The 23,143-nt window shown below is 44.1% G+C and carries 18 protein-coding genes; 12 read left to right on the top strand and 6 right to left on the bottom strand.

The window, feature by feature from the left end:
• Positions 1-2 precede the first annotated feature (2 nt).
• On the bottom strand, positions 3-1,052 hold the full coding sequence (ribD, locus tag E2R65_RS00910; protein WP_134334596.1) for a bifunctional diaminohydroxyphosphoribosylaminopyrimidine deaminase/5-amino-6-(5-phosphoribosylamino)uracil reductase RibD: 1,050 nt from the start codon (positions 1,050-1,052) through the stop codon (positions 3-5).
• A 33-nt stretch (positions 1,053-1,085) separates the two neighbouring features.
• On the opposite strand from ribD, the gene prmC reads away from it, so the two are divergent.
• Complete coding sequence (prmC, locus tag E2R65_RS00915; protein WP_134334597.1) at positions 1,086-1,961, top strand: peptide chain release factor N(5)-glutamine methyltransferase; 876 nt, start codon at positions 1,086-1,088, stop codon at positions 1,959-1,961.
• Here the strand turns inward: prmC and E2R65_RS00920 are convergent.
• Positions 1,958-2,863 (bottom strand): site-specific tyrosine recombinase, encoded by a 906-nt coding sequence (locus tag E2R65_RS00920; RefSeq protein ID WP_134334598.1) that lies wholly within the window; start codon positions 2,861-2,863, stop codon positions 1,958-1,960. The two genes, prmC and E2R65_RS00920, sit on opposite strands and share 4 nt — an antisense overlap.
• 40 nt (positions 2,864-2,903) lie before the next feature.
• Here E2R65_RS00920 and aroQ point away from each other — a divergent pair, with 40 nt between their 5' ends.
• Entirely contained in the window at positions 2,904-3,326 is a 423-nt protein-coding gene (aroQ, locus tag E2R65_RS00925) for a type II 3-dehydroquinate dehydratase (protein ID WP_134334599.1), read from the top strand.
• A gap of 56 nt (positions 3,327-3,382) precedes the next feature.
• On the top strand, positions 3,383-5,950 hold the full coding sequence (locus E2R65_RS00930; RefSeq protein WP_134334600.1) for a mechanosensitive ion channel family protein: 2,568 nt from the start codon (positions 3,383-3,385) through the stop codon (positions 5,948-5,950).
• A gap of 97 nt (positions 5,951-6,047) precedes the next feature.
• Here the strand turns inward: E2R65_RS00930 and E2R65_RS00935 are convergent, their stop codons facing one another.
• Positions 6,048-7,088, bottom strand: coding sequence for a glycosyltransferase family 2 protein (locus E2R65_RS00935; RefSeq protein ID WP_134334601.1), 1,041 nt, complete (start codon positions 7,086-7,088; stop codon positions 6,048-6,050).
• Positions 7,085-7,969 carry a lysophospholipid acyltransferase family protein gene (locus tag E2R65_RS00940; protein WP_134334602.1) on the bottom strand — a complete coding sequence of 295 codons (885 nt, stop codon included), beginning with the start codon at positions 7,967-7,969 and terminating at the stop codon, positions 7,085-7,087. Before E2R65_RS00940 ends, E2R65_RS00935 begins: the two co-directional genes overlap by 4 nt.
• 35 nt (positions 7,970-8,004) lie before the next feature.
• Between E2R65_RS00940 and E2R65_RS00945 the strand changes: the two genes are divergently transcribed.
• Positions 8,005-8,616 (top strand): WbqC family protein, encoded by a 612-nt coding sequence (locus tag E2R65_RS00945; RefSeq protein ID WP_134334603.1) that lies wholly within the window; start codon positions 8,005-8,007, stop codon positions 8,614-8,616.
• Positions 8,616-9,740: a magnesium/cobalt transporter CorA gene (gene corA, locus E2R65_RS00950; RefSeq protein WP_134334604.1), complete on the top strand. Its 1,125-nt coding sequence runs from the start codon at positions 8,616-8,618 to the stop codon at positions 9,738-9,740. The genes E2R65_RS00945 and corA overlap by 1 nt, the downstream gene beginning before the upstream one ends.
• A gap of 225 nt (positions 9,741-9,965) precedes the next feature.
• On the opposite strand, the gene E2R65_RS00955 is transcribed toward corA, so the two are convergent.
• Positions 9,966-12,917 (bottom strand): TonB-dependent receptor, encoded by a 2,952-nt coding sequence (locus tag E2R65_RS00955; RefSeq protein WP_134334605.1) that lies wholly within the window; start codon positions 12,915-12,917, stop codon positions 9,966-9,968.
• Between the two features lie 280 nt (positions 12,918-13,197).
• On the opposite strand from E2R65_RS00955, the gene proB reads away from it, so the two are divergent.
• The 5 genes from proB to E2R65_RS00980 all read left to right on the top strand — a co-directional run bounded on the left by proB (position 13,198) and on the right by E2R65_RS00980 (position 19,874).
• Entirely contained in the window at positions 13,198-14,277 is a 1,080-nt protein-coding gene (proB, locus tag E2R65_RS00960; protein ID WP_134334606.1) for a glutamate 5-kinase, read from the top strand.
• A gap of 1 nt (position 14,278) precedes the next feature.
• The gene (locus E2R65_RS00965) at positions 14,279-15,526 is read left to right on the top strand and encodes a glutamate-5-semialdehyde dehydrogenase (protein ID WP_134334607.1); all 1,248 of its coding nucleotides are present in this window, start codon (positions 14,279-14,281) and stop codon (positions 15,524-15,526) included.
• A gap of 151 nt (positions 15,527-15,677) precedes the next feature.
• Complete coding sequence (gene mnmA / locus E2R65_RS00970) at positions 15,678-16,766, top strand: tRNA 2-thiouridine(34) synthase MnmA (protein WP_134334608.1); 1,089 nt, start codon at positions 15,678-15,680, stop codon at positions 16,764-16,766.
• 223 nt (positions 16,767-16,989) lie between these two features.
• The gene (topA, locus tag E2R65_RS00975) at positions 16,990-19,389 is read left to right on the top strand and encodes a type I DNA topoisomerase (RefSeq protein ID WP_134334609.1); all 2,400 of its coding nucleotides are present in this window, start codon (positions 16,990-16,992) and stop codon (positions 19,387-19,389) included.
• Positions 19,390-19,469: 80 nt separating this feature from the next.
• Positions 19,470-19,874, top strand: coding sequence for a hypothetical protein (locus E2R65_RS00980; protein WP_134334610.1), 405 nt, complete (start codon positions 19,470-19,472; stop codon positions 19,872-19,874).
• Here E2R65_RS00980 and E2R65_RS00985 read toward each other — a convergent pair.
• Positions 19,871-21,364, bottom strand: a complete 1,494-nt coding sequence (locus tag E2R65_RS00985) for a gluconokinase (protein WP_134334611.1) — start codon at positions 21,362-21,364, stop codon at positions 19,871-19,873. The two genes, E2R65_RS00980 and E2R65_RS00985, sit on opposite strands and share 4 nt — an antisense overlap.
• Before the next feature lie 300 nt (positions 21,365-21,664).
• On the opposite strand from E2R65_RS00985, the gene E2R65_RS00990 reads away from it, so the two are divergent.
• Complete coding sequence (locus E2R65_RS00990) at positions 21,665-22,054, top strand: response regulator (protein ID WP_134334612.1); 390 nt, start codon at positions 21,665-21,667, stop codon at positions 22,052-22,054.
• Positions 22,032-23,126, top strand: coding sequence for a sugar transferase (locus E2R65_RS00995; protein ID WP_134334613.1), 1,095 nt, complete (start codon positions 22,032-22,034; stop codon positions 23,124-23,126). The genes E2R65_RS00990 and E2R65_RS00995 overlap by 23 nt, the downstream gene beginning before the upstream one ends.
• Positions 23,127-23,143: the final 17 nt, after the last annotated feature.

Below are 23,143 nucleotides of genomic sequence, written 5' to 3' on the forward strand. Positions count from 1 at the left end.
TACTATAAGTTATTGAGGTAAATATTTAAACTATCTGCACCAACATTATAGCTGCCTGTACCAAAGCCATTTATTACAGGGGCTTTAATGCCATTGTTTAAAGTATCCGGGCCTGTAAATATCCGCGCCTCATCCCACAAACCGGCCTCTATAAACGAATTTAATGTATGCGCACCACCCTCAATTATTACCGATTGGATATCCTGCAGATACAATTGAAACAGGATGTATTGCGGCACAAAGCGGTCGAAATCTTCCAGGGCTATATATTTATTTTTGCCGTCTATATCTGTTTTAACCTCATTAAATATCAACGTTTCAACACGCCCGTCAAAAACGTTCAACTGTCTGTTTAATTCCAGTCGTCGGTCTATCACCACCCTTTTGGGCGACCGGCCTTCGGCGTAACGCACATTTAATTGCGGGTTATCGGCCAGTACGGTATTTTTGCCCACCAGTATGGCATCCTCTTGCGCGCGCCATTGGTGTACCAGTTTGCGGCTTTCGGGGCCGGTTATCCAGTGCTGGCTGCCATCCGCAGGTGCAAAAAAGCCTTTGCTGCTTTGAGCCCATTTTAAGATAATGTATGGCCTTTGCTTTTGCACCCTCGTAAAAAAGCGCCGGTTTAGCCATTGGCATTCCTTTTCCAATACCCCCACAGTTACCGCTATACCTGCTGCTTTTAATTTTTCTATCCCCTTACCATCTACTTGCGGGAATGGGTCGCGGCAGCCAACTACAACGTTTGGTATCTGGTGTTTGATGATCAGATCGGCACAGGGGGGTGTTTTGCCATAATGCGCACAGGGTTCTAAGGAAACGTACAGGGTAGATTGTTTCAGCAGATGTGCATAGTTATCATACCTGCCGGTAACCATTTTAACTGCGTTCACTTCGGCATGGGGCTGGCCGTATCTTTGGTGGTATCCTTCGCCTATTATTTTACCGTCATGAACTATTACGGCACCAACCATTGGGTTAGGGCTTACATTACCTGCGCCAAGGGCGGCAAGTTCAAGGCAGCGCTGCATATAAATATCATGTAATGCCATTGTGCAAAAGTAGGTTTTATGTTACTTTGTTGCATGAAAACTATTAAGGATGTATTCCTTTCCTTTCGGCAAAGTTTAGCCGGTGTGTATGATACCCTTGAAACAGAGGTAATTGCATTACTGGTGCTGGAAGAAATTACCGGCATATCCCGCGCGAAACTCAAAGCTTTCCCCGAAGATACAATACCGGGCGAAGCCTCAGAAAAGATAGAGGGCATTCTTATCGAGCTAAAAACCGGTAAACCGGTACAATATATTTTAGGCCACACCGAATTTTATGGCCTTAACTTTTTAGTAAATCCAGCCACACTGATTCCACGGCCGGAAACAGAAGAACTGGTGGAATGGATATTACAAAGTAAAAAGTTAGTACCTAACAGCCAAAAGCCTGTGTATGTTTTAGATATTGGTACGGGCAGCGGGTGCATTGCCATCAGCCTTAAAAAGAATTTGCCGGATGCTGTTGTTACAGCAATTGACATATCTGCCGATGCCCTGCACACGGCTAAACAAAACGCTGTAATAAATGGTGCAGAAGTAACCTTTATTGAACAGGATATATTAGAAAGCCGGGAATTAAAAAGCGAAAGCAAAAACTTCGATATTATTGTTTCTAACCCACCATATGTTACCCTGCAGGACAAACTGCTGATGCATAAGAATGTTACCGGCTTTGAGCCGCATTCGGCACTTTTTGTACCCGAGCATAACCCGCTGATATTTTATGAAGCCATTGCCGATTTTGCGATTCAGCATCTTTCTAAAAACGGATTATTATTTTTAGAGATCAATGAAAATTTTGGAAAAGAAACTATTGAGTTATTATCTGATAAGTATTTTATTAACATTGAGTTAAGAAAAGATATGAGCGGCAGGGACAGAATGATAAAAGCCGTTAAAGCATCTTAACTCCTTGGATGAAAATCAATAATTGTGCTCTTTAAAAAACCTCTGTCCAGGTGGGTGTAGATCTCTGTTGTGGTGATACTTTCGTGGCCCAGCATTTCCTGTACGGCACGCAGATCGGCACCGCCCTCTATTAAATGGGTTGCAAAAGAATGCCGGAAAGTATGCGGACTAATCGTTTTTTTTAATCCGGTTATTTCTGCCAGTTCCTTTATCAGCAAAAATATGTAAACCCGGCTCAACCTTTTACCGCGGCGGTTTAAAAAAACCATGTCCTCCTCCCCCTTTTTAATTTCGACATGTACACGTACCTGTTCTATCCAAATTCTGAGCGCCCTTATGGCTTCGCCCCCAATAGGTATCAGGCGCTCTTTACTGCCTTTGCCTATTACCTTAATAAATTCCACATCGGTTTGCAAAAACAGGTTTGAAAGGCGCAGTTCCGTTAACTCAGATACCCGCAGGCCGCAGCCATACAGCACCTCTAAAATTGCTTTGTTGCGTGTCCCTTCGGGTTTAGACAGGTCAATAGCCGCTATCATCTTATCAATATCGGGTACGCTTAAGGTATCGGGTAGTTTACGGGGTATCCTGGGGGTTTCCAATAGTTCCGACGGGTCGGCCGCTATCAGGTCTTCCATCAGCAGGTATTTGTAGAATGCTTTTATGCCCGATATGATGCGCGATTGTGTGGACGGGATCATGCCTAATTCATTCACCCAATTAATAAAACCACGTAAATCCTGTAAAGAAATTTCTGTAGGTAATTTTTTAATTATTTGTAAATCAGAGAATTGATATAACTTATCTAAATCATTACTATAAGCATTGATAGAATTTGCTGCAAGCGACCGCTCCAGTTTCAAATAAGTTTTAAATCCTTTTATTGCCGATGGCCAGTCCAATTGATTTTAGTTTTAATGATTTATACCTAAGTTTGAACAAATGAATATACAAATTGTAAACGGGCCAAATTTAAACCTGCTTGGCGTACGCGAAAAATCTATATATGGCAACAGCGATTTTGAAAGCTACCTTGCCGAATTGCAAAACCATTTTACAAACATCACCATTAATTATTATCAAAGTAATATTGAGGGCGAAATTATAAACAAACTGCACGAGGTTGGTTTTAGTTACGATGGTATAGTGCTTAACGCCGGTGCTTATACCCATACTTCTGTTGCCATTGCCGATGCTATTGCAGCCATTAACACCCCAACAATCGAAGTGCACATTTCTAACGTATATAAGCGTGAAGAATTCAGGCATCATTCTATGCTGGCTGCTAACTGTAAAGGTGTAATAGCAGGTTTTGGAATGCATTCCTACAGGCTGGCTATCGAAAGCCTGTTGCTGGCGTATTGAAGATAATTTAAACAAAGTTAAACCCCTACCCTGATAGCTATCGGGACGAAATTGCGATGATGAATAAAGTTTTTAAAATATGTTCGGTTACGTTACTGCTGTTTACTTTATTCGTGGCAGGCGTTGCTGCACAAACCAAACATAAACCACAATCCGTACGCGATTCGTTACGCCGGGCCATCCTGCGGCGCGATTCGATGATGCGCACTTTCAGAAAATCTGATACATCGATCAATAACCTGCTGCAAAAGGTTGAATATTACACCGCATCTTTTAACCAGGTAAAAACAAGCCTGTCGCGCAATATCGATACTGCCGAGATCAGCCAAAAGCTGCCCGCTTTCGAGAAACGCATCGGCCTGATCAAAAACCTGATCGACGACGACCGCTCGAGCACATTACGCTACCTGTATGCCATCCGCGATATCCTGACCCGCAGCGATGACCAGCTGGATATCTGGCAGGATAAACTGGCCGGTATCAATTCCAAGCTGGTGCAAAACCAAAACGAACTGGCATCCATGGCCAAAGATCCGGCCCTTAAAATTGTGCCTGCCGACAGCAATTTGCTCACTACTTATCTTGTGCAGAAGATAGCGATGGAAAGCAAGCATAACCGGCTGGATAGTACTAATAAAAAGCTGTTACTTAAAATAGGCTTGCTGCAAAACCGAATCTCATCGGTATATATTTCCCTGCTGGACCTGAAGGACCAAATAGATATCAAGATTCGTGAATTTAGCATACAGGCTTTAAGCGACGAGAATAACAGCATTTGGGAAATGGACAGGAACACCCAAAGTACCTTTAAAACAGCGCTTACTAAAACTGTGGTGATGAATACCAAGCTGTTCACCTTTTTTATCACCCGCGATCCGTTCATTCACCTTTTGGGCATACTGCTGCTGGCTTTGTTTTTTACCTGGATCCATACCAACAGGCGCAAGATCTTAAAGATAAAAGAATCACCGCAGGGGGTGTTCAGCCAGGCAAAATACGTTGCCTTTTATCCGTACGCAGCGGCCATAATCGTGGCATTTTCTATAGCCCCCAATTTTTACGATCATCCGCCGGTAGTGGTTTTAGAAATCTTCTTCCTGGTAATGATATCTGCATTGCTTTACCTGGTTAAAAAAACCTGCCCGCAGCAATTGTTTAAATACCTGCGTACCATGTTCATTTTAGCGGCAGTATATAGCTTAAGCAACCTGTTTGTAGAAGTATCAAACACCGATAGGGTTATTGTGCTGATATTATCCCTTATTACCGCTGTTGTAAGCTACCGGTTTTTAAAACAGGTAAGCCTGGCGCCGGAAGATTATCTGCCCTACACGCAACCCATCTTAAAAATACTTATCGGCTTGCAGGTTATAGCATTTTTATTTAACGTTTTTGGGCGCGTTACCCTATCCAAAATACTTGGCGTTACCAGCATATATAACTTATGGCTGGCTTTGGGGATGTACTACCTGGTACAGATACTGATGCAGGCATTGTTTATGCAGTTAGAGGCTAATAAAAACAGTAACGGACTAAGCTCGTTTATTGATTTTAAATTATTGCAAAACAAGTTTAAAAGCATTTTAACCATACTGGCAAGTGTACTTTGGCTGATTATGCTTTTCCAAAATTTAAGCGTAGAGGATGCCGTGTTTAGTCACCTCAAAAAATTCCTGACTGATGACCGGAACATTGGAGGTACAAATACAAGCTTTACCTTCCAAAGCATTATCATTTTCATAGCGGTTATCTGGCTATCATCTATAGCAGCAAGAATAATAAGTTACCTTTATGAGGTAGCCGGCAAAAATGCCAGTGATATTGATATCCTTAAAAAGAAGAACCGCACCTCTACCCTGCTGATAAAGCTTGGAGTATTTTCGGTTGGTTTTTTATTGGCTGTTACCGCATCCGGCTTCCCGCTGGATAAGATCACCATTATTATTAGTGCTTTTGGTATAGGTATTGGTTTTGGTTTGCAAAATATTGTAAACAACCTGGTATCGGGGCTTATACTGGCATTTGAGAAACCTATTCAGATAGGCGATATCATTGAAGTGGATAACCGTTCGGGCACGATCATGGAAATCGGCATCCGGTCCAGCAAAATTGCCACCAGCGACGGCGCCGAGGTGATCATCCCCAATGGCGACCTGATATCTCACCATGTAATTAACTGGACATTGAGTAACAATAACCGCCGTATAGAACTGATCATCGGCGTGGCCTATGGTTCGGATATTGAAAAGGTTAAAGGCATCCTTACAGACCTGCTTTGCAGCCGCGAGGACATTATGGACACCCCGGATCCCCTGATATTTGTACATAACCTTAACGAAAACTCGGTAGATTTCAGGCTATTGTTCTGGGCGGCAGATATTGGCACCTGGTTATCACTCAAAAGCAACGTACTGACAGCTATTTACGATGCGTTTGATAAAGAAGGTATCGAGATCCCGTTTCCGCAGCGCGATCTGCATTTAAGGTTAACCACCCAGCAGCAGGAATTATTTAAAAGGAAAAAGAAAAAAGTAGCTGCACCTGAGAATACCACACCGCTTACCGATACCAACGACACCGACCTGCCGGATGCAGGCACCGGCCCGATAGCGCCGGATCAATAATTATTAATGCAGTTTACCACCCACCCTATTTGCACAGCAATAGGGTGGCGCAATAAGATACGCAGGAGTGGGTAATGAGCGTTTAACAGGTTATTTGTTAATTTAGATCTGTTTTTTCCAGATCGGTGAACCTGGTTTTTTTACCAATGAAAAAATCCCATACTATACTGCGCGAATAGGTACCGGTTAAAGGCAGCGCCGGCTTTGTTGCCGGGGCAATTTTATTTTTAAATTTCCCTTTAAACAGCTTACGGACAAAATTTTGATGCGCGCGGCTGATAGCCCAGGCATCCTTGCGCTTTCCCTCCATCAAAAAACGGAACAAGGCCAGCAGATCCATCCAAAACCGAAGGCTGATGACCCATGCGCCATGCCAAAACGGTAAATTATTTTTAAGCAGCAAAAGGTTGTTACGAAAGTTAAGATAGGTTTTAAAAGGATTTTCGGCGTTAAGCGTACCGCCGCCAACATGGTACACTACCGATTGCGGGCAGTACATGATCTTGTAACCCATATTTTTTAAACGCCAGCAAAGGTCTATCTCTTCCATGTGGGCAAAAAACCTTTCGTCGAAACCACCGCTCAGGTCCCAATATTTTTTTTTGATGAACATGGCTGCCCCTGTTGCCCAAAAAATCTCTCCTGCGTTATCATACTGCCCCTTATCCTCTTCTATTTCGTAAAAGATGCGCCCCCGGCAAAAAGGATAACCAAACTTATCAATATAGCCACCGGCAGCCCCGGCATGCTCAAAATGGTTTTTGTGATGATAAGCCCTTATTTTAGGTGCAGCGGCGGCAATTTGTTCATCGCTTTGCATCAACTCAATCACCGGCTGTATCCAGCCCGGCTCTACCTCCACATCAGAATTCAGCAAAATATAATAGGCTGCATCTACCTGCGCCAATACCCGGTTGTATCCGCCGGTAAAGCCGTAGTTTTGCTTGTTTTCAATTATTTTAACATCAGGATAACGGCTCCTTAAAAACGCTACAGAACCATCGGTAGAGCCGTTATCGCCCACTACAATATCCAGGTTGGGCCAGGTAGATGCCAGCACAAAGGGTAAAAAATCGCGGAGGTATTTGATGCCGTTCCAGTTCAATATCACTACGGCAACTTTGGGTATATCTGTCATCTGTTAAAATCCTCCGGCTTATATTTCCATCTGCGATGGCTCCACAGCCAATATTGCGGTTTTTCCTGAATTAGTTTTTCCAGGTAGCGCACATGCGCTTCGGTTATTTCATATTCGGCAGTTTGTTTGGGCTGCTCAATAAGCGGTACCAGCGTATAAGTGTAATAGCCGCGCTTTACCCTGTCTATCCGGTAAAAAATCACCGCGGCATCAATTAGTTTTGCCAGTTTTTCTATCCCCAAAAATACGGCTGTTGGCTGGTTTAAAAAATTGGTAAAGTAATTTATCTCGTGGTAGTTTGGGGTTTGGTCGCTTACCAGTACGCTAAAGGTAAGCTGGTTTTTTAAGGCTATCATGGTGCGCAGGGTTTGCCGCATGGCAACCAGTATGGCACCGAAACGTGCCCGCACGCGGTTAAACATATCGTTAAAAACCTCGTTGGTTTGGGGCTTGTAAACAATAATGCGCTTTTCGTTTGTTAATAAACCAAAGGCAAGCGCCGCCATTTCCCAATTGCAGTAATGCCCTGCTGCAGCTATAATACTGCGGTTTTGGCCAAAATAATGCGCAACCAGCTCGGGGTTGGTAGGCTTCATCCGTTTGCGCAGCGATTTTTCTGAAACGGTTATCATTTTTATCGTCTCTACCATCAAATCGGCCAGGTAGCGGTAATAACGGCGTTCTATTTTGCGGCGTTCGGCCTCGCCCCTGTCGGGGAATGCATTTTTAAGATTTGTGGCCACTACACCCCTTCTGTACCTTACCAGGTAATAAAGCACCAGGAAGATCATATCCGCTACGCCATATAAAAACCAAAACGGCAGTAATGATACCAGGTACAGAAAAAATATACCTGTATTTAAAGCCACTTTTCTTAACATTTTTACCAATTTTGCCACAAACATAAAAAATATATATGATTGAGAACGGTGCTGTTTTACCTATGTTTTACCTGCCCCCGGTAGATTATTTTACAAAACTGAACGCTTTTAAACCGGATGTGGTGTTTGAAAAGGAAGAACATTTCCCTAAACAAACCTACCGTAACCGGGCCGTTATCTACTCGCCGGATGGCCGCCAAACGCTTACTGTGCCTATTATAAAAGGCTCTAAAAACCATACGATAACCCGGGATGTAAAAATAAGTTACGATTTTAGATGGCAGCGCCTGCACTGGATGAGCCTGCAAACCTGCTATCGCCGGTCGGCCTATTTTGAATATTACGAGGATGATTTTGCACCCTTTTACCAAAAGCAGCCTGTTTTTTTATTTGATTACAATCAGGAATTACTGCAACTGTTGCTGCGCCTGTTAAAAATAAAGGCCGAACTGAAATTTACCGATACCTACGAGGCCGCATACCCCAACTTAACCGACCTGCGCAAGGCATTCAGCGCAAAAAATACAGTTAATGCTGAACAAAAGGCCTACTTTCAGGTTTTTGAAGAGCGGAGAGGCTTTTTAGAGAACCTGAGCATTGTCGATCTGCTGTTTAACCAGGGCCCGCAGGCCGTAAATTATTTATAATGGCTTCTTACAACAAGCGCGTACACTACAAACATCCCAAACGCAAAATTAACGTTGGTGCGCGCCCCGGTTCAATCATCATTCCTGATGACGCACAGGAGCCGCGGATCATTATTTATTCGTTTAACGAGGACGACCTGCAAACCAGCAAGGGTAAGGATATGAAAACCATTACCCAGCAAATTGATAAGTGCAAGGGCCACACCCACTGGATAAAAATTAACGGCCTGGGCGATGCCAATCTGATTGAGGATATCGGCACTTTTTTAGGCATCAACCTGCTGGTATTAGAGGATGTGGTAAATACACACCAGCGCCCAAAGTTTGATGAATACGAAGGCTATGTTTTTGGCACCAGCAGGATCATTTATTTTAATAAAGATAATGAACTGATAAACTGCCAGTTTAGCGGCCTGGTAAAAGATAACATCATCATCAGCTTTGAAGAAAGCCATTTTGATTATTTTGAAGTAGTTACCACCCGCCTTAAAGCCGGTAAAGGGGTTATACGCACTGCAGGGCCCGGCTATATATTTTACGCCCTTACAGATACCATTCTGGATAATTACTTTGTGCTGCTATCTAAAATTGGCGACATGATAGATGAGACTGAAGACAAGCTTTACAAAAGCCCCGATAAAAGCATCATGTTTGATGCACAGCAATTAAAGCGTACGCTCATCATCATCCGTCGCGCCTGCTGGCCCGAGCGTGATAAGATCAATGATATGATTCGCAGCGAAAGCTCGGAGATAACTAAAGATACCAAGCTTTTTTTGCGCGACGCTTATGACCATTGTATCCAGGCCATGGATATGGTAGAAAGCTACAAAGAGGTAACATCAAGCATAATCGACCTGTACCTGAGCATGGTGAGCAACCGCATGAACGAGATTATGAAGGTGCTGACCATCATTTCGGTAATTTTTATCCCTTTAACCTTTATAGCCGGTATATATGGCATGAACTTTAGCCGGCAAGACGACCACGGCCGAATAATTAAAGATAACATGCCCGAATTATACGTAAACCACGGCTACGTTTACGCCCTGGTTGGGATGTTTTTAATAGGCGCCATACAGTTATTTGTTTTTTGGCGAAAAGGCTGGTTTAATAAATTATAGCATCTATTGCCAGCCAAATACATTACTAAAAGTAACTTTAATTTATTTTTCACTTATATAAAGCGGGTAAGGCTTATTGGGGACTTTAAAACATAAAAAAAGCGGGCAGCTCGCCCGCCCGCTTTTTAAAAAACTAAATTATACCTAAAAAAAACAAATAGGATCTTTATGTAGTCGATAGACCATATTCGATAGCTAATTTTGCTATGGTCTATTATCGATGAACTACTTACTTCCACTCAACAGTCCATCCAACGTAACCGAGGCATAGTAAATACCGCCGATTGTTGGGCCACCTGCATATTGTATGTACCTTTTATTAAAAATGTCCGTGGCGCCAATTTTAAAGGTGGCATAATACATGGGCACCCTAAAAGTAACCTGTGCATCAACCGTATGGATAGCAGGCACATTGCCGGTTACCAGCGGGCTTTCCCACAGGTAGCTTTGCTGCCATTTGTAAACTACGTTAAAGCCCACATTCTTAACAACCTCGCGGTTACCGAACGAGAAGTTACCGCTCCATTCGGGTGTGTTAAAGCCCGTTACAAAAATATCAAAGGTTTGCTGTGCCTTCAGTTTGTTAAAGCTTACATTGCCCGATACCGTGTACCTGCGGTAAAAATTATAACTTAACCCGGCAGATGATCCATAGTTATTGTACACATTTTTAGCATTAGTATAAACCCGGTAACGGCTTTGGCCTGCACTTGCTGCGTTATTGGCAGTGGCGGTTGTAGGGTCGCGGTTAATATCCAGCATAGCTAACACGGCCGCGTCTGAACCAACCGTAGTGCCATTGGGTACAAACACCTGCACCTGGCCTAAAAAGCCATTGTAGCGGTTAGCATAAGCATCTACGTCCAGAAAAACCTTGTTATCAAAAAAAATGCCCTTATAACCTACCTCGAAAGAAGTTATTTGTTCGGGGCGTGCTTTGGGCAAATCGGCAACCTGCAGCAGGTTACGGTTAGCTAAAGCAGTAGCATCATCACCGGTGGTTGACTGTGCTTTTACAGCAGCATTAAATGCCGTTACCGATTGCTGGGTATAGCTGTTGTTCAGGTATCCCAAACCTTCGTTAATAAATTCTAAACTGCCCACACGTTTAACCCGTCCATTGTTTACGTATGATAAAGCCTCGAACAACGACGGAAAACGATACCCGTTCTGAAACGTGAACCTGAAGTTATGGTTGGGCGTTGGCGAGTAAACAGCAGCCAAACGCGGTGTAAACTTAGGGTCAAAGTAAGGGTTGTAATCCCAGCGGACAGAGCCAAAAAGTTTTAACTTTTCTTCAAAAAACGTTTTGGTAACCTGGGTAAACGCACCATATTTTTTATAGATCACGTTTTTACCGAAGCTGCCATCGGCAAGCGGGGTGTTCCTGTCGGCAATGGAGCGGCTAAAATCAACAAAGTTATTACCATCCGGTATCACTTCGTACACACGCACATCGGCGCCAACCAGCAGGTCGATGAATTTAACATGTTTGGTTAGATCCCACTGTGCCTCGGCATTGTACATTTTACTTTTTTGCACTAATGCGGCGCCGCCTGTAGCCGGTGCATTAGGTATCAGGCTGGATTTTATATCCCAGTTATTAATGCCGATGATAGTTTGGCGCAGATCGGTAAAGGCTTGTGTGCCGGGCTCCACCCTGCCTGCATCAGCAGCGGCACGGGCTGCCTGTGTGGCTGCGGCCAGGTTGGCCGATGTTAACCCGCCGTTAGCATTTCCATAAGCCGTTAAAGCGTTTTTATAAGTTGTGCCCCAGGCCGAATTACTGGCGTGGTTAAGATCCAGATTGTCTGCCAGTGGCTTTACGTTGAAGGACTTGCCGGTGTTTTCGATAGACTGATAGGCACGCACCAAAAATTCGCTGCCCTTTAATTCTACTTTGTGGTTTTGTACAGATGCGCCATTCAATGATATTTTGTTACCGCGCTGAAAAACGCCATCCATGCTGCCGTAGCGGTAGGTGTATGATAATTGCGTTGTGGGGGTAATTTTATAAGCCAGCGTACCATCCAGCTTTAAGTTGGTAACCCTGGGGTCAACCAGGTCAACCTCGTTATAGCCGGTACGGGCAACGGTTAGGTTTGGCCTGGCCACACCATCAACCACAATCCCTTTAATAGATACCGTGTTGCTGCCGGCAAGGGCATCATCGCCATACTTGTTCCAGCCGTCGTAGGCGGCGTTGTTTACGCCGGTAAGCTCCGGATAGGCCGGATTGGCTGTTTTCAGGTTGCCCGGGTTTTGATCCTTCCGGGTGTTAGATTGCCAGTCGGTACCGGTTAAATAGCTGGCGTTAACTTTAAAGGCAAATTTATCATTCCAGGCTTTGGCAAAACGAATGGCCGTTTCGTTAATAGCGCTGGGGCTTATGCCTATGCCATCCACGTGGTTTATACCTGTGCGATGGTAAAAGCTTAGTCCCTGTGTTTTAAACGGATCTTTAGTGAACAGGTTGGATAAGCCGTTGATCGCATTGGTGCCATATAAGGCTGCTGCTGCGCCCGGTGTTATCTCTATGCTGGCTATATCCAGTTCTGTTGGGCCAATGGCATTACCCAGGGGAACCCCCAGCGTGGCCGACTGCATATCCACCCCATCTGCCAGCTGCATAAACCTGAAGTTGTTTGGGCTGTTAAAACCACGTGTATTTGGCACCTTCATGGTGATACTGGTAGTGGTCATCTGTACGCCCTTTACATTCTCCAGCGCATCATAAAAGCTGGGGCCCGGCGATTGCTTCAGGGCCGTGATACTCAGCTTTTCAATCGCCACCGGCGAGCGTAACAACTTTTCTTCCCTGCGGGATGCGGTAACCACTACCTCGTTTATTAATAGTGCCTGTGTAGATAGCTGCACGTTTACCGCGCTGTTTACATTTTTGATCAGAAATTCCTGCGTTTGAAAGCCTACCGCGCTAAACACCAGTGTAAAGGGTAACCTGGCATTGGTTTGCAGGGTAAATTTACCGGTGCTGTCTGTAGAGGTAGTGTTGCTGGTGCCTTTTATAGATACGGTTGTGCCTACCAGCGGCTGCCCATGGTCGTCGTTTACTTTACCGCTTAAGGCGTAGTTGCCGTTTAACTGGGCCGAGGCCAATCCCGGTATAAGGGTTAAAAAGAGCACAATAAATTTAAAGAAATTTGTAAAAGATTTCATGGAGTTAGGTTGAACGAAAAATAAATGAATGAGTATGTTGCTATCCGGATGGAATTAACAACAACAGCATGCAGTATGGCCCTGCATTCGGTGTATATAAAGTACTGAAGATGTAGCTAAAAAATACATTGTCTATAGAATAAGTAGACAAAAGTATCAAATCTTTTATTATCGCCAAAAAAAATCGTATTATTTTATAAATAATAGTTACCTAAGCCCTTAAAAAGCCGTTGTTTACACCATAAATGAGTATAATTGCCTACTTAACCGCTATACATTAATGTCATTCAACTACCGGCGTATTATTATCAAAATTGGCTCAAATGTTATTACCCGTGCAGACGGCCTGCCCGATACCGCACGTATCGCTCATATAGTTGACCAGATAGCGGCTATTAAAAAACAAGGTATTGAAGTGATACTGGTATCATCGGGCGCAGTAGCATCCGGCAGGAGTTTGATATCCGTTTCAGAAAGATCTGACGCGGTTGCCGTGCGGCAGTTGCTGGCTTCCATTGGCCAGGTAAAGCTTATTAATACTTATGCGCATTTGTTTGATAAATTCAGCATCCTCTGCTCGCAGGTACTGGTAACTAAAGAAGATTTTCGGGACAGGCTGCATTATCTGAATATGCGCAACTGCCTGGAGATATTGTTACAGCACCAGGTTATCCCGGTGATCAACGAGAATGATGTGGTATCGGTAACCGAGCTGATGTTTACCGACAACGACGAACTGGCCGGGCTGATAGCTGCCATGCTGAATGCCCAGGCTTTAATAGTACTAAGCAATGTAGACGGCATTTACACCGGCGACCCAAAACTGGCAACTTCATCGGTAATAACAGAAGTAAGCGATGCCGGGATCGATTTTTCGTCCTTTGTAAGCACAAGCCGTTCGCAGTTTGGCCGCGGGGGGATGATCACCAAATCAACCATCGCACAAAAAACGGCTAAACTGGGTATTGCGGTACACATTGCTAACGGCACTAAACAAAATATTCTGATTGATGTACTGGCTAACCAAACAGTGCACACACGCTTCGCCCCTATCAAAAAGGCATCGGGCAAAAAGAAATGGATAGCCCATTCAGAAACTGCCGCTACCGGCGTGGTACAGGTAAACGATGGTGCTAAAACCGTGCTGGTATCCAACAAGGCATCCAGCCTGTTGCCGGTAGGGATCATTAGTATATTATCCGACTTTAAAAAGGGCGAGATCATTAAGATAGTAGACGAGCAAAACAAAACCGTAGGCCTTGGCCTGGCCGAATATGGATCTGACAAAGCGCGCGAACTTACCGGCCAGAAAAACCAAAAAGCACTGGTACATTACGATTACCTTTATTTGCAGGGATAATATGGATTACAAACACTATTTTGAGAACGCCTTAACAGCCGGCAGAAGTGCGGCCCTGCCCCCCGCTGTGATTAACAGGGTGTTACTTGATGTGGCTAAAGCTGCTGTGGAACAAACAGACTATCTGTTACAGGAAAACAAAAAAGACCTGCAGCGCATGGACAGTGCCGACCCAAAATATGACCGCCTTACCCTTACTGCCGACAGGATAAAAGCCATTGCTGCTGATATGGAGAATGTAGCCGGGTTGGATAGTCCGCTGGGCAGAATATTGTCTGATAAAACTTTGCCCAATGGTTTGCAGATAAAAAAAGTACGTGTGCCGCTGGGCGTGGTTGGCGTTATTTACGAGGCCCGGCCAAATGTTACTTTTGACGTTTTTGCCTTATGTTTTAAAACCGGCAATATCAGCATCTTAAAAGGCGGCAGCGATGCCGATTTTTCTAACCGGGCCATCATAAAAATTATTCACGGCGTTTTGGCTGCACATGGCATCGATGTAAATTTTGCTACCTTATTGCCTGTTGAACGCGAGGCTACCGAAGCATTATTAAATGCAGTTGGCTATGTAGATGTTTTGATACCACGGGGAAGCCAAAACCTGATCAACTATGTACGCAGCAGCAGCAAAGTACCCGTGATAGAAACCGGCGCGGGCATTGTGCATACTTACTTTGATGAAACCGGCGACCTGGAAAAGGCCGTAGCTATTATTGATAATGCCAAAACCCGCCGTGTAAGTGTTTGTAATGCGCTGGATTGCCTCATCATTAACAGCAAACGCCTGGGCGACCTGATACACATTACCGAGCCACTTGCCCAAAAGCAGGTACAGATCTATGCCGATAAAAAAGCCTTTGAGGTTTTAGACGGCCTTTACCCTACCGACTTACTGGAAGAAGCCAAACCGGAGCATTTCGGCACGGAGTTTTTATCCATGAAGATGGCTATTAAAACGGTTGGCAGTTTAGAAGAGGCCTTGGATCATATAGCCATAAACAGTTCTAAACACAGCGAAGCCATCATATCTGAGGACGAACTTAATATCGAAACATTCCTTAACCGCGTTGATGCCGCAGCCGCTTATGTAAATACATCCACTGCCTTTACCGATGGCGCCCAGTTTGGCCTCGGTGCCGAGATCGGCATCAGCACCCAAAAACTCCACGCCCGCGGCCCAATGGGTTTAGAAGAGTTAACCAGTTATAAATGGATTGTGAAAGGTAATGGGCAGGTGAGGAAGGGGTAGAAAATATCGAATATTGAATTTCAAATGTTGAATATCCAAGTACTTCTCTTTCTCCCACTTCATCATTCGATATTACTTCTTTACCATTTTACCCTCCTCTGACCCACCCATCAATCAATATAAACTGTAAAACCTTATCTTTGCAGCCAATATGAGTAAGCACGGTAGGATCCTGGTGGCCATGAGTGGCGGAGTTGATAGTTCTGTAGCGGCAGTAATGCTGCATGAACAGGGCTATGAGGTGATTGGCCTTACCATGAAGACCTGGGACTATGCTGCAAGCGGCGGCAGCTCGAAAGAAACCGGCTGCTGCAGCCTGGATAGCATCAACGATGCACGTGCTTTGGCCGTTGGTTATGGGTTCCCCCATTATATATTGGATATTCGTAATGAGTTTGGCGATTTTGTGATCGATAACTTTGTTGATGAATATCTTGCCGGCCGCACCCCTAACCCCTGCGTACTTTGCAATACCCACATTAAATGGGAAGCCCTTTTAAAACGGGCCGATAAACTGGATTGCGAATTTATAGCAACCGGCCATTACGCCAACATCCGTTTACAGGATAATGAGCGTTACGTGATATCAAAAGGTAAGGACGAGAATAAAGACCAATCCTACGTGCTTTGGGGTGTATCGCAGCAAAACCTGGCGCGTACCAAATTCCCTTTAGGCAGCTTTTCTAAGCCCGAGATCCGCCAGATGGCTGTAGATATGGGTCAATTGGAACTGGCCGGCAAAAGCGAAAGCTACGAAATTTGTTTTGTGCCCGATAACGACTACAGGGCCTTTCTGCGCCACAAGGTAGAAGACCTGGACGAACGTGTAGGCCCGGGTAACTTTATACTAACAGACGGCACCATAGTAGGCAAGCACCTCGGTTATCCTTATTATACTATAGGCCAGCGTAAAGGCTTAGGTATTGCTTTGGGCAAACCCATGTTTGTTACCAAAATTCAGCCCGAGAACAATACTGTTGTTTTAGGCACAATAGAAGAACTGGAAAAGAAAGAAGCCTGGGTACGCAACCTTAACCTGGTTAAATACGAAAGTATCAAGGAGCCTATTGAGGCCGTTACCAAAATACGCTATAAAGACGCCGGTACCGAAAGCAAGATCGTACAGATTGGCGACCATATGAAAGTATCTTTCGACCACATGGTATCGGGCATTGCGCCGGGCCAGTCGGCAGTTTTTTACGAAGGCAGCGATTTGCTGGGTGGCGGGTTTTTGATATAAATCTCCCATACGAAGCAATCTCAGAACTTTGCATATACGCCTTGGTTACGCCATTACTTATCGGGTGATTGCTTCGTAATTAGGTTGGTGTTTGTGATTCAAAATCTACCTTCATAAAACATTTTCATTACTACCCGCTTTACTACAATTACAACTCTACAAAAAAACAAATTTGCGTTTCTAACGCATTTTATGTTTTCTTTGCAAAAAAACACCCGCTTAAATGGCTAAAAATTTACTCATAGTTGAATCACCGGCGAAAGCCAAAACCATTGAAGGATACCTCGGCAAGGACTTTACCGTAAAATCAAGTTACGGCCATATCCGCGACCTGGTGAAGTCTGAAGATGCTATCGATATCAACAACAACTTCAACCAAAAATACGAAGTACCTGCCGATAAAAAGCAGGTAGTGAGCGAATTAAAGAAATTAGCTAAAGAGGCAGACATTGTATGGCTCGCATCCGATGAGGACCGCGAGGGGGAAGCCATCTCCTGGCACCTGTTTGAAACATTAGGATTAAAAGAGCCGGATACCCGCCGTATAGTTTTCCACGAGATCACCAAACCGGCCATTATGCGGGCTATCGAAAATCCGCGTAAAATAGATTACAACCTGGTAAATGCCCAGCAGGCACGCCGTGTTTTAGACCGTTTAGTGGGTTTTGAGTTATCACCAGTATTGTGGAAAAAAGTTAAACCATCTTTATCTGCAGGCCGTGTACAATCTGTTGCGGTGCGTTTAATTGTAGATCGCGAACGCGAAGTAAATAAATTCACGGCCGAAGCTGCTTTTAAGGTAGTAGCCTTATTTGGTACGGGCCGTAATGCTTTTAAAGCAGAATTGCCGGAGCGTTTCAGCAAACAGGAAGATGCAGAGAAATTTTTACAGGATTGCGTTAAGGCCATCTTCGAGATCAAATCGCTGGAGACCAGGCCCACTAAACGCTCACCCGCAGCGCCTTTTACTACATCTACCCTGCAGCAGGAAGCCAGCCGCAAATTGGGCTACTCGGTTGCGCGTACTATGCAGGTTGCGCAAAGGCTTTATGAATCTGGTTACATCACCTATATGCGTACAGATTCGGTAAACCTTTCTGATACCGCTTTAAATGCAGCCGAAAAAGAGATCACATCTGCCTATGGTGAAAAATATCATCAGCACAGAAAATATAAAACGAAGAATGCCAGCGCACAGGAGGCTCACGAGGCCATCCGCCCTACCTACTTTAACAACCATACTATTGATGGTGAAAGTAACGAGAAACGCCTGTATGAACTGATCTGGAAACGCGCCATAGCCTCGCAAATGAGCGAAGCACAGTTTGAGAAAACTGTTGCAAAGATCAGTATTTCCACCCGTAAAGAAGACCTGGTTGCTAACGGCGAGGTAATGAAGTTTGATGGTTTCCTGAAGGTTTACCTGGAAAGTAACGACGATGAGGAAGATAACCAAACAGCCGACGGAGAGAACGCCATATTGCCGCCTTTAACCAAAGGGCAGGTTTTAGATCTGCAGGAACTATCTGCTACCGAACGTTTCTCGCGCCCGCCTGCCCGTTATACCGAGGCAAGCCTGGTAAAGAAGTTAGAGGAATTAGGTATCGGTCGCCCGTCAACCTATGCGCCTACCATTTCTACCATACAAAACCGGGGTTATGTGGTTAAGGAGGAACGCGAAGGCCGCCAGCGTAATTTCCGCGTGATGACCCTTAAAGGCGATAATATCAGCAAAGAAACCAAGACAGAGAATACCGGCGCCGAACGCGGTAAACTGTTCCCTACGGATATTGGCGCAGTGGTAAACGATTTTTTGGTGCAGCATTTTAAGGGTATTGTTGATTTTAACTTTACCGCAGGTGTTGAAAAGCAGTTTGACGAGATTGCCCAGGGCCTGCAGGATTGGACCAAAATGATCCGCACCTTTTACGATCCTTTCCATAAGGATGTACAAAACACCATAGAGACGGCAGATAAAGCTACCGGCGAACGCGAATTAGGCGTACACCCGGAGAGCAGCAAAAAAATGTCGGTACGGATTGGCCGTTACGGCCCGTTTGTGCAGGTAGGCGAAAACCCAAGCGATGAAAGTGAAGAAAAGCCTTTATACGCCAGCCTGCGCACCGGCCAAAGTATAGAAACCATTAGCCTGGAAGAGGCCCTTGAGCTTTTTAAATTACCAAAAGTACTGGGCGAGTACGAAGGCAAAGTGATGAAGGTAGCGATAGGCCGCTTCGGCCCTTACATTAGCCATAACAGCGCATTTGTATCGGTACCAAAAGAGATAGACCCGCTTGACGTTACCCAGGAGCAGGCCATAGAACTGATAGAGGCCAAGCGTAAAAAGGATGCCGAAAAACTGATCAAATCATTCCCCGAGGATGAGACCGTAAAAGTTTTAAACGGGCGCTGGGGGCCATATATCGAATTTGGTAAACTAAACGTTAAAATACCAAAGGATATCACCGACCCAACCACATTAACCTACGAACAGTGTAAAACATTGGCGGATGCGGCGCCGAAAGAGGCGAAAAAAGGTCGTTTTGGGAAGTCTGCAGCTGCAGCAAAACCCGCCGTAAAAAAAGCACCTGCCAAGAAAAAAGCAGTAGCAAAGAAAAAATAGTAAGTAGTTAATTAAGTGGGTGGTGAATAGTTTAACTACTCACTTAATCAACTTAATTAACCATTTACCAATACAGTATCATGATAAAAGACCTTCCTCCTAACGTGGTTAAAGATATAGCGGTTGCGGTTGCTTTAGAAGGCGAAAATGCAGAGAGCAAGGTTTGGTATGTATATCTTATCAACCTCAAAAACACACCTTTAGAGAATGTTTTGGTAACATCAAAGGGCTATGGCGAAAAAAATGGCGAGCAGGTTAAAACGTCTGTGCTGCGCCACTCCTTCCCCCTGATTGAGGCCAGATCTTACAAACTCATCGAACCTATAGACGAGCAAACCTTCGGGCTGAATAACGAGTACTGGCTGAGTTACTACATTGGTCGGGAAATTTTCGACAAAAAATTCATATTTCTTCCAGAAAGTATTGTAGATGATAACTTTATAAAACTGCCGGTATTGAACAAACCCGGTGTAATGATCCTTTAAAGATCAAGATCATGCAGTTGATGCACAGACGATCTGATATCCTGATATAACTTTTTATACACAGGGAATATCTTGCTGTAAACCGCATGTGCTTCGGCATTTGGTTGTATCACTACCCTATCATTGCAATCTTTGTTCATTATCGGGTCTATATCAATCCCTAAGGCTCTCATAGCCAAGTATATTGCACCAATGGCAGATGCATCATCCGCTTGTAGCAGCACCAGGTCCTTTCCGGTGATATCTGCCAGTATTTGCACCCAGGTAGCAGATGAAATAAAACCACCGCTTATCACAATTTCCCTGATAGGTTGTTTGGACGTTTCGATTGCATGCAGTACATCATTCAGCGCAAAGCATATACCTTCTAAGGCTGCCCTTAAAAAGTGCTGCTGCTGATGTTTAAAGCTAATATTAATAAACGAGCCGGAGCTTTTAGCATCCCAAACCGGCGCGCGTTCGGCATATAAGTAGGGTAAAAACACCAGCCCATCGCTACCTGCCTTTACCGTGCCGATGTTTTCAAATAACTGTTTATAAGTGTCATCGTTTATGTTTGCTATTTTTAAAAAGTCTTTGATAAGCCAGTCTACAGCGGCACCGCCATTGTTAACTGCCCCGCCGCAAATAAAGGTATCGGCATTCAGCAGGTAATTAAAGGTCATGGCCTGGTAATTATAAATTGGGGTATTGCTGCCTATCCTTACTGCACCGCTGGTACCAATGGTTAATGCCCCTACACCGGGCCTTACTGCGTTGCCGCCCAGGTTTGCACAACAGCCATCGCTGGCGCCAATGATAAAAGCGGTTTCGGCGTTCATGGCCGGTAAAACATCTGCAGATGAAACATAACGCTTGTAATCGGTATTAACCGGGGCCGAAAGTTTAGCTGCAGACAGGCCAGCCAGTACAATTGCCTTATCAAACCATTTCAATTCCAAAACATCAAACATTCCCGTAGCCGATGCAATAGAATAATCCACTTCAAAAACACCAAAAAGCTTATACCATACATACTCTTTAAGGGAGATAAACTTATGCGCTTTATTAAAAATTTCGGGCTCGTTATCGCGCAGCCACATCAGCTTACATAACGGCGACATGGCATAAATGGCTGTACCGGTGCGCCTGTAAATTTCTTCCCCACCGGCAGAGTCCCTTATCCGCTGCGCAATATCTCCACTTCGTGCATCAGCCCATAACATGGCATCTGCAAGGGCGTTTCCCTGCTCATCAACCGGTAAAATACTGTGCATGGCACTGCTAAAACTTATAGCAGCAGGTTCAGTTTTAAGTTTAGCTGTAATTTTGCCCACGCAGTCAACAAACGCCTGCCATATTAGTTGCGGGTTTTGCTCGCTGTAGCCGGGCTTTGGGTTATTGGTTGGATAATAACACTGTGCAGTGGCAAGGGTATTGCCCAATCCGTCAACAGCCACCGCCTTGGTGCTGCCCGTACCCAAATCAACCCCTACAAAATATTTTTGCATAACCTTTGAAACCTATTTCATTACAGTGCGTAAACTTAGCAGAAGATATTTTAAGAAATAATCCACAATAGCTGTATTTGTCAACATTATGCATCCCGATTTGCGCAATTTAATTCACTATCAAATTAATTACCCTACTTTTAAATAAAAAATCTAATTCAAATTTTTAACGTAGTTTGCTGTGATATAAATGTTTGCAGCCGGTTATGCGGGCAATTGCTATAACTGGCATGATATTTTAAAACGGAATTCCATATAAAAATATCATATTTATATCCATAACCACGAACTAAGATCGGCATGAAAAAAACTCTACTGATTGTTGATGACGATTTGAGTATCTTAAAACTGCTCAACTTCATTCTGTCTAAAGACTACGAGATAGTTGTAAAAAACAACGGCATTGAAGCTTTTAGCTGGCTGGAGGACGGTAATATGCCCAAATTAATTATATCCGACCTGCAGATGCCGTATTTTGATGGCCAGTCATTCCTTAAAAATGTTAAAATAAGTGGCTTTTATCGTGATATACCCGTAATTATGCTTTCTGCAGCGCATGATCTTGACGAGCAGGTTGCCAATATGCCCTTTAAGGTTGATGCTTACATGCACAAGCCGTTTAACCCTGCAACTTTAAAAACAGCCATTACCCAAGCTTTAAAAGTTTATGACGAACAAGACAGCAACTGATTGGAACGAAAATTCTAATTCGCAGATCAGGATTGCATATGCCGGTTTAGAATTAAAAAATGTAATTGCAACCGATCTGGAAAAAAATTTCCGCATCGAATATAGCGACACGCTGACAGACCTGGAGAATTACCTGGGCGATCAATCCATACTAACCATTCCGGATATTATTTTGGTTGAGGCAGATAAGGATAACCAATGCTTTGCCCTGGTTGAGCGCCTGCGCAAAAACTTTTTGATGAACGGCCTGATCATCGTAATGCTATCAACCCGCAAGGATAAACAGCAACTGCAAAAAGCCATGCAAATGAAACTGCATGATTTTTATAACCATCCGTTCTCCACCTCAGATCTTCGCGAGCGTTTAAACTTTTTGGTTAAGTTTAAGCTGATAAAACCACGTTTGCAGGAATTATCTAAAGAAGTGGATACCACCTACAAAATGCCTCCGGGTAAACGCATACTTGATCTTTTAATAGCAGGCGGCATGCTTATTTGCCTTTTACCGGTTATGGCGATAGTAGCCATCGCCATTAAGTTAGATTCTAAGGGGCCTGTTTTTTATAAAAGCAAACGTGTAGGCACAGGTTACAAGATCTTTGATTTTTATAAGTTCAGAAGCATGCGTACTGATGCCGACCAGTTATTGGCGCAAATGGCGGTTACCAATAACCAGTATGCTGCCGAAGAAGAAGGCGCAGCAAAATCGGCCTTTGTTAAGATCAAAAACGACCCCCGCGTAACCAAACTGGGTAATTTTTTACGCAACTCCAGCCTGGACGAACTACCGCAATTGTTTAATATCATCAGGGGGGATATGTCTGTTGTTGGTAACAGGCCTTTACCTGTCTACGAAGCAGAGATGCTAACGTCTAACGAGTGGTCGATGCGTTTTTTGGGCCCGGCAGGTTTAACCGGTTTATGGCAGATAAGTAAACGCGGCAAAGAAGATATGAGTGAGCGCGAACGCAAAAAACTGGATAATTTTTATGCGCAAAAATACTCATTATGGCTTGATCTGAAGATAATTATAGGTACGGTACCTGCATTGTTTCAAAAAGAGAAGGTTTAATAAAAAATACAAACACC

Source organism: Mucilaginibacter phyllosphaerae (genome assembly GCF_004378255.1).
GTDB lineage: Bacteria > Bacteroidota > Bacteroidia > Sphingobacteriales > Sphingobacteriaceae > Mucilaginibacter > Mucilaginibacter phyllosphaerae.

Bases quoted from the DNA above. Each gene is read 5' to 3' on its own strand.
- ribD (WP_134334596.1), bottom strand. From the start codon at position 1,052: ATGGCATTACATGATATTTATATGCAGCGCTGCCTTGAACTTGCCGCC.
- prmC (WP_134334597.1), top strand. From the start codon at position 1,086: ATGAAAACTATTAAGGATGTATTCCTTTCCTTTCGGCAAAGTTTAGCC.
- aroQ (WP_134334599.1), top strand. From the start codon at position 2,904: ATGAATATACAAATTGTAAACGGGCCAAATTTAAACCTGCTTGGCGTA.
- E2R65_RS00930 (WP_134334600.1), top strand. From the start codon at position 3,383: ATGATGAATAAAGTTTTTAAAATATGTTCGGTTACGTTACTGCTGTTT.
- E2R65_RS00935 (WP_134334601.1), bottom strand. From the start codon at position 7,088: ATGACAGATATACCCAAAGTTGCCGTAGTGATATTGAACTGGAACGGC.
- E2R65_RS00940 (WP_134334602.1), bottom strand. From the start codon at position 7,969: ATGTTAAGAAAAGTGGCTTTAAATACAGGTATATTTTTTCTGTACCTG.
- E2R65_RS00945 (WP_134334603.1), top strand. From the start codon at position 8,005: ATGATTGAGAACGGTGCTGTTTTACCTATGTTTTACCTGCCCCCGGTA.
- corA (WP_134334604.1), top strand. From the start codon at position 8,616: ATGGCTTCTTACAACAAGCGCGTACACTACAAACATCCCAAACGCAAA.
- E2R65_RS00955 (WP_134334605.1), bottom strand. From the start codon at position 12,917: ATGAAATCTTTTACAAATTTCTTTAAATTTATTGTGCTCTTTTTAACC.
- proB (WP_134334606.1), top strand. From the start codon at position 13,198: ATGTCATTCAACTACCGGCGTATTATTATCAAAATTGGCTCAAATGTT.
- E2R65_RS00965 (WP_134334607.1), top strand. From the start codon at position 14,279: ATGGATTACAAACACTATTTTGAGAACGCCTTAACAGCCGGCAGAAGT.
- mnmA (WP_134334608.1), top strand. From the start codon at position 15,678: ATGAGTAAGCACGGTAGGATCCTGGTGGCCATGAGTGGCGGAGTTGAT.
- topA (WP_134334609.1), top strand. From the start codon at position 16,990: ATGGCTAAAAATTTACTCATAGTTGAATCACCGGCGAAAGCCAAAACC.
- E2R65_RS00980 (WP_134334610.1), top strand. From the start codon at position 19,470: ATGATAAAAGACCTTCCTCCTAACGTGGTTAAAGATATAGCGGTTGCG.
- E2R65_RS00985 (WP_134334611.1), bottom strand. From the start codon at position 21,364: ATGCAAAAATATTTTGTAGGGGTTGATTTGGGTACGGGCAGCACCAAG.
- E2R65_RS00990 (WP_134334612.1), top strand. From the start codon at position 21,665: ATGAAAAAAACTCTACTGATTGTTGATGACGATTTGAGTATCTTAAAA.
- E2R65_RS00995 (WP_134334613.1), top strand. From the start codon at position 22,032: ATGACGAACAAGACAGCAACTGATTGGAACGAAAATTCTAATTCGCAG.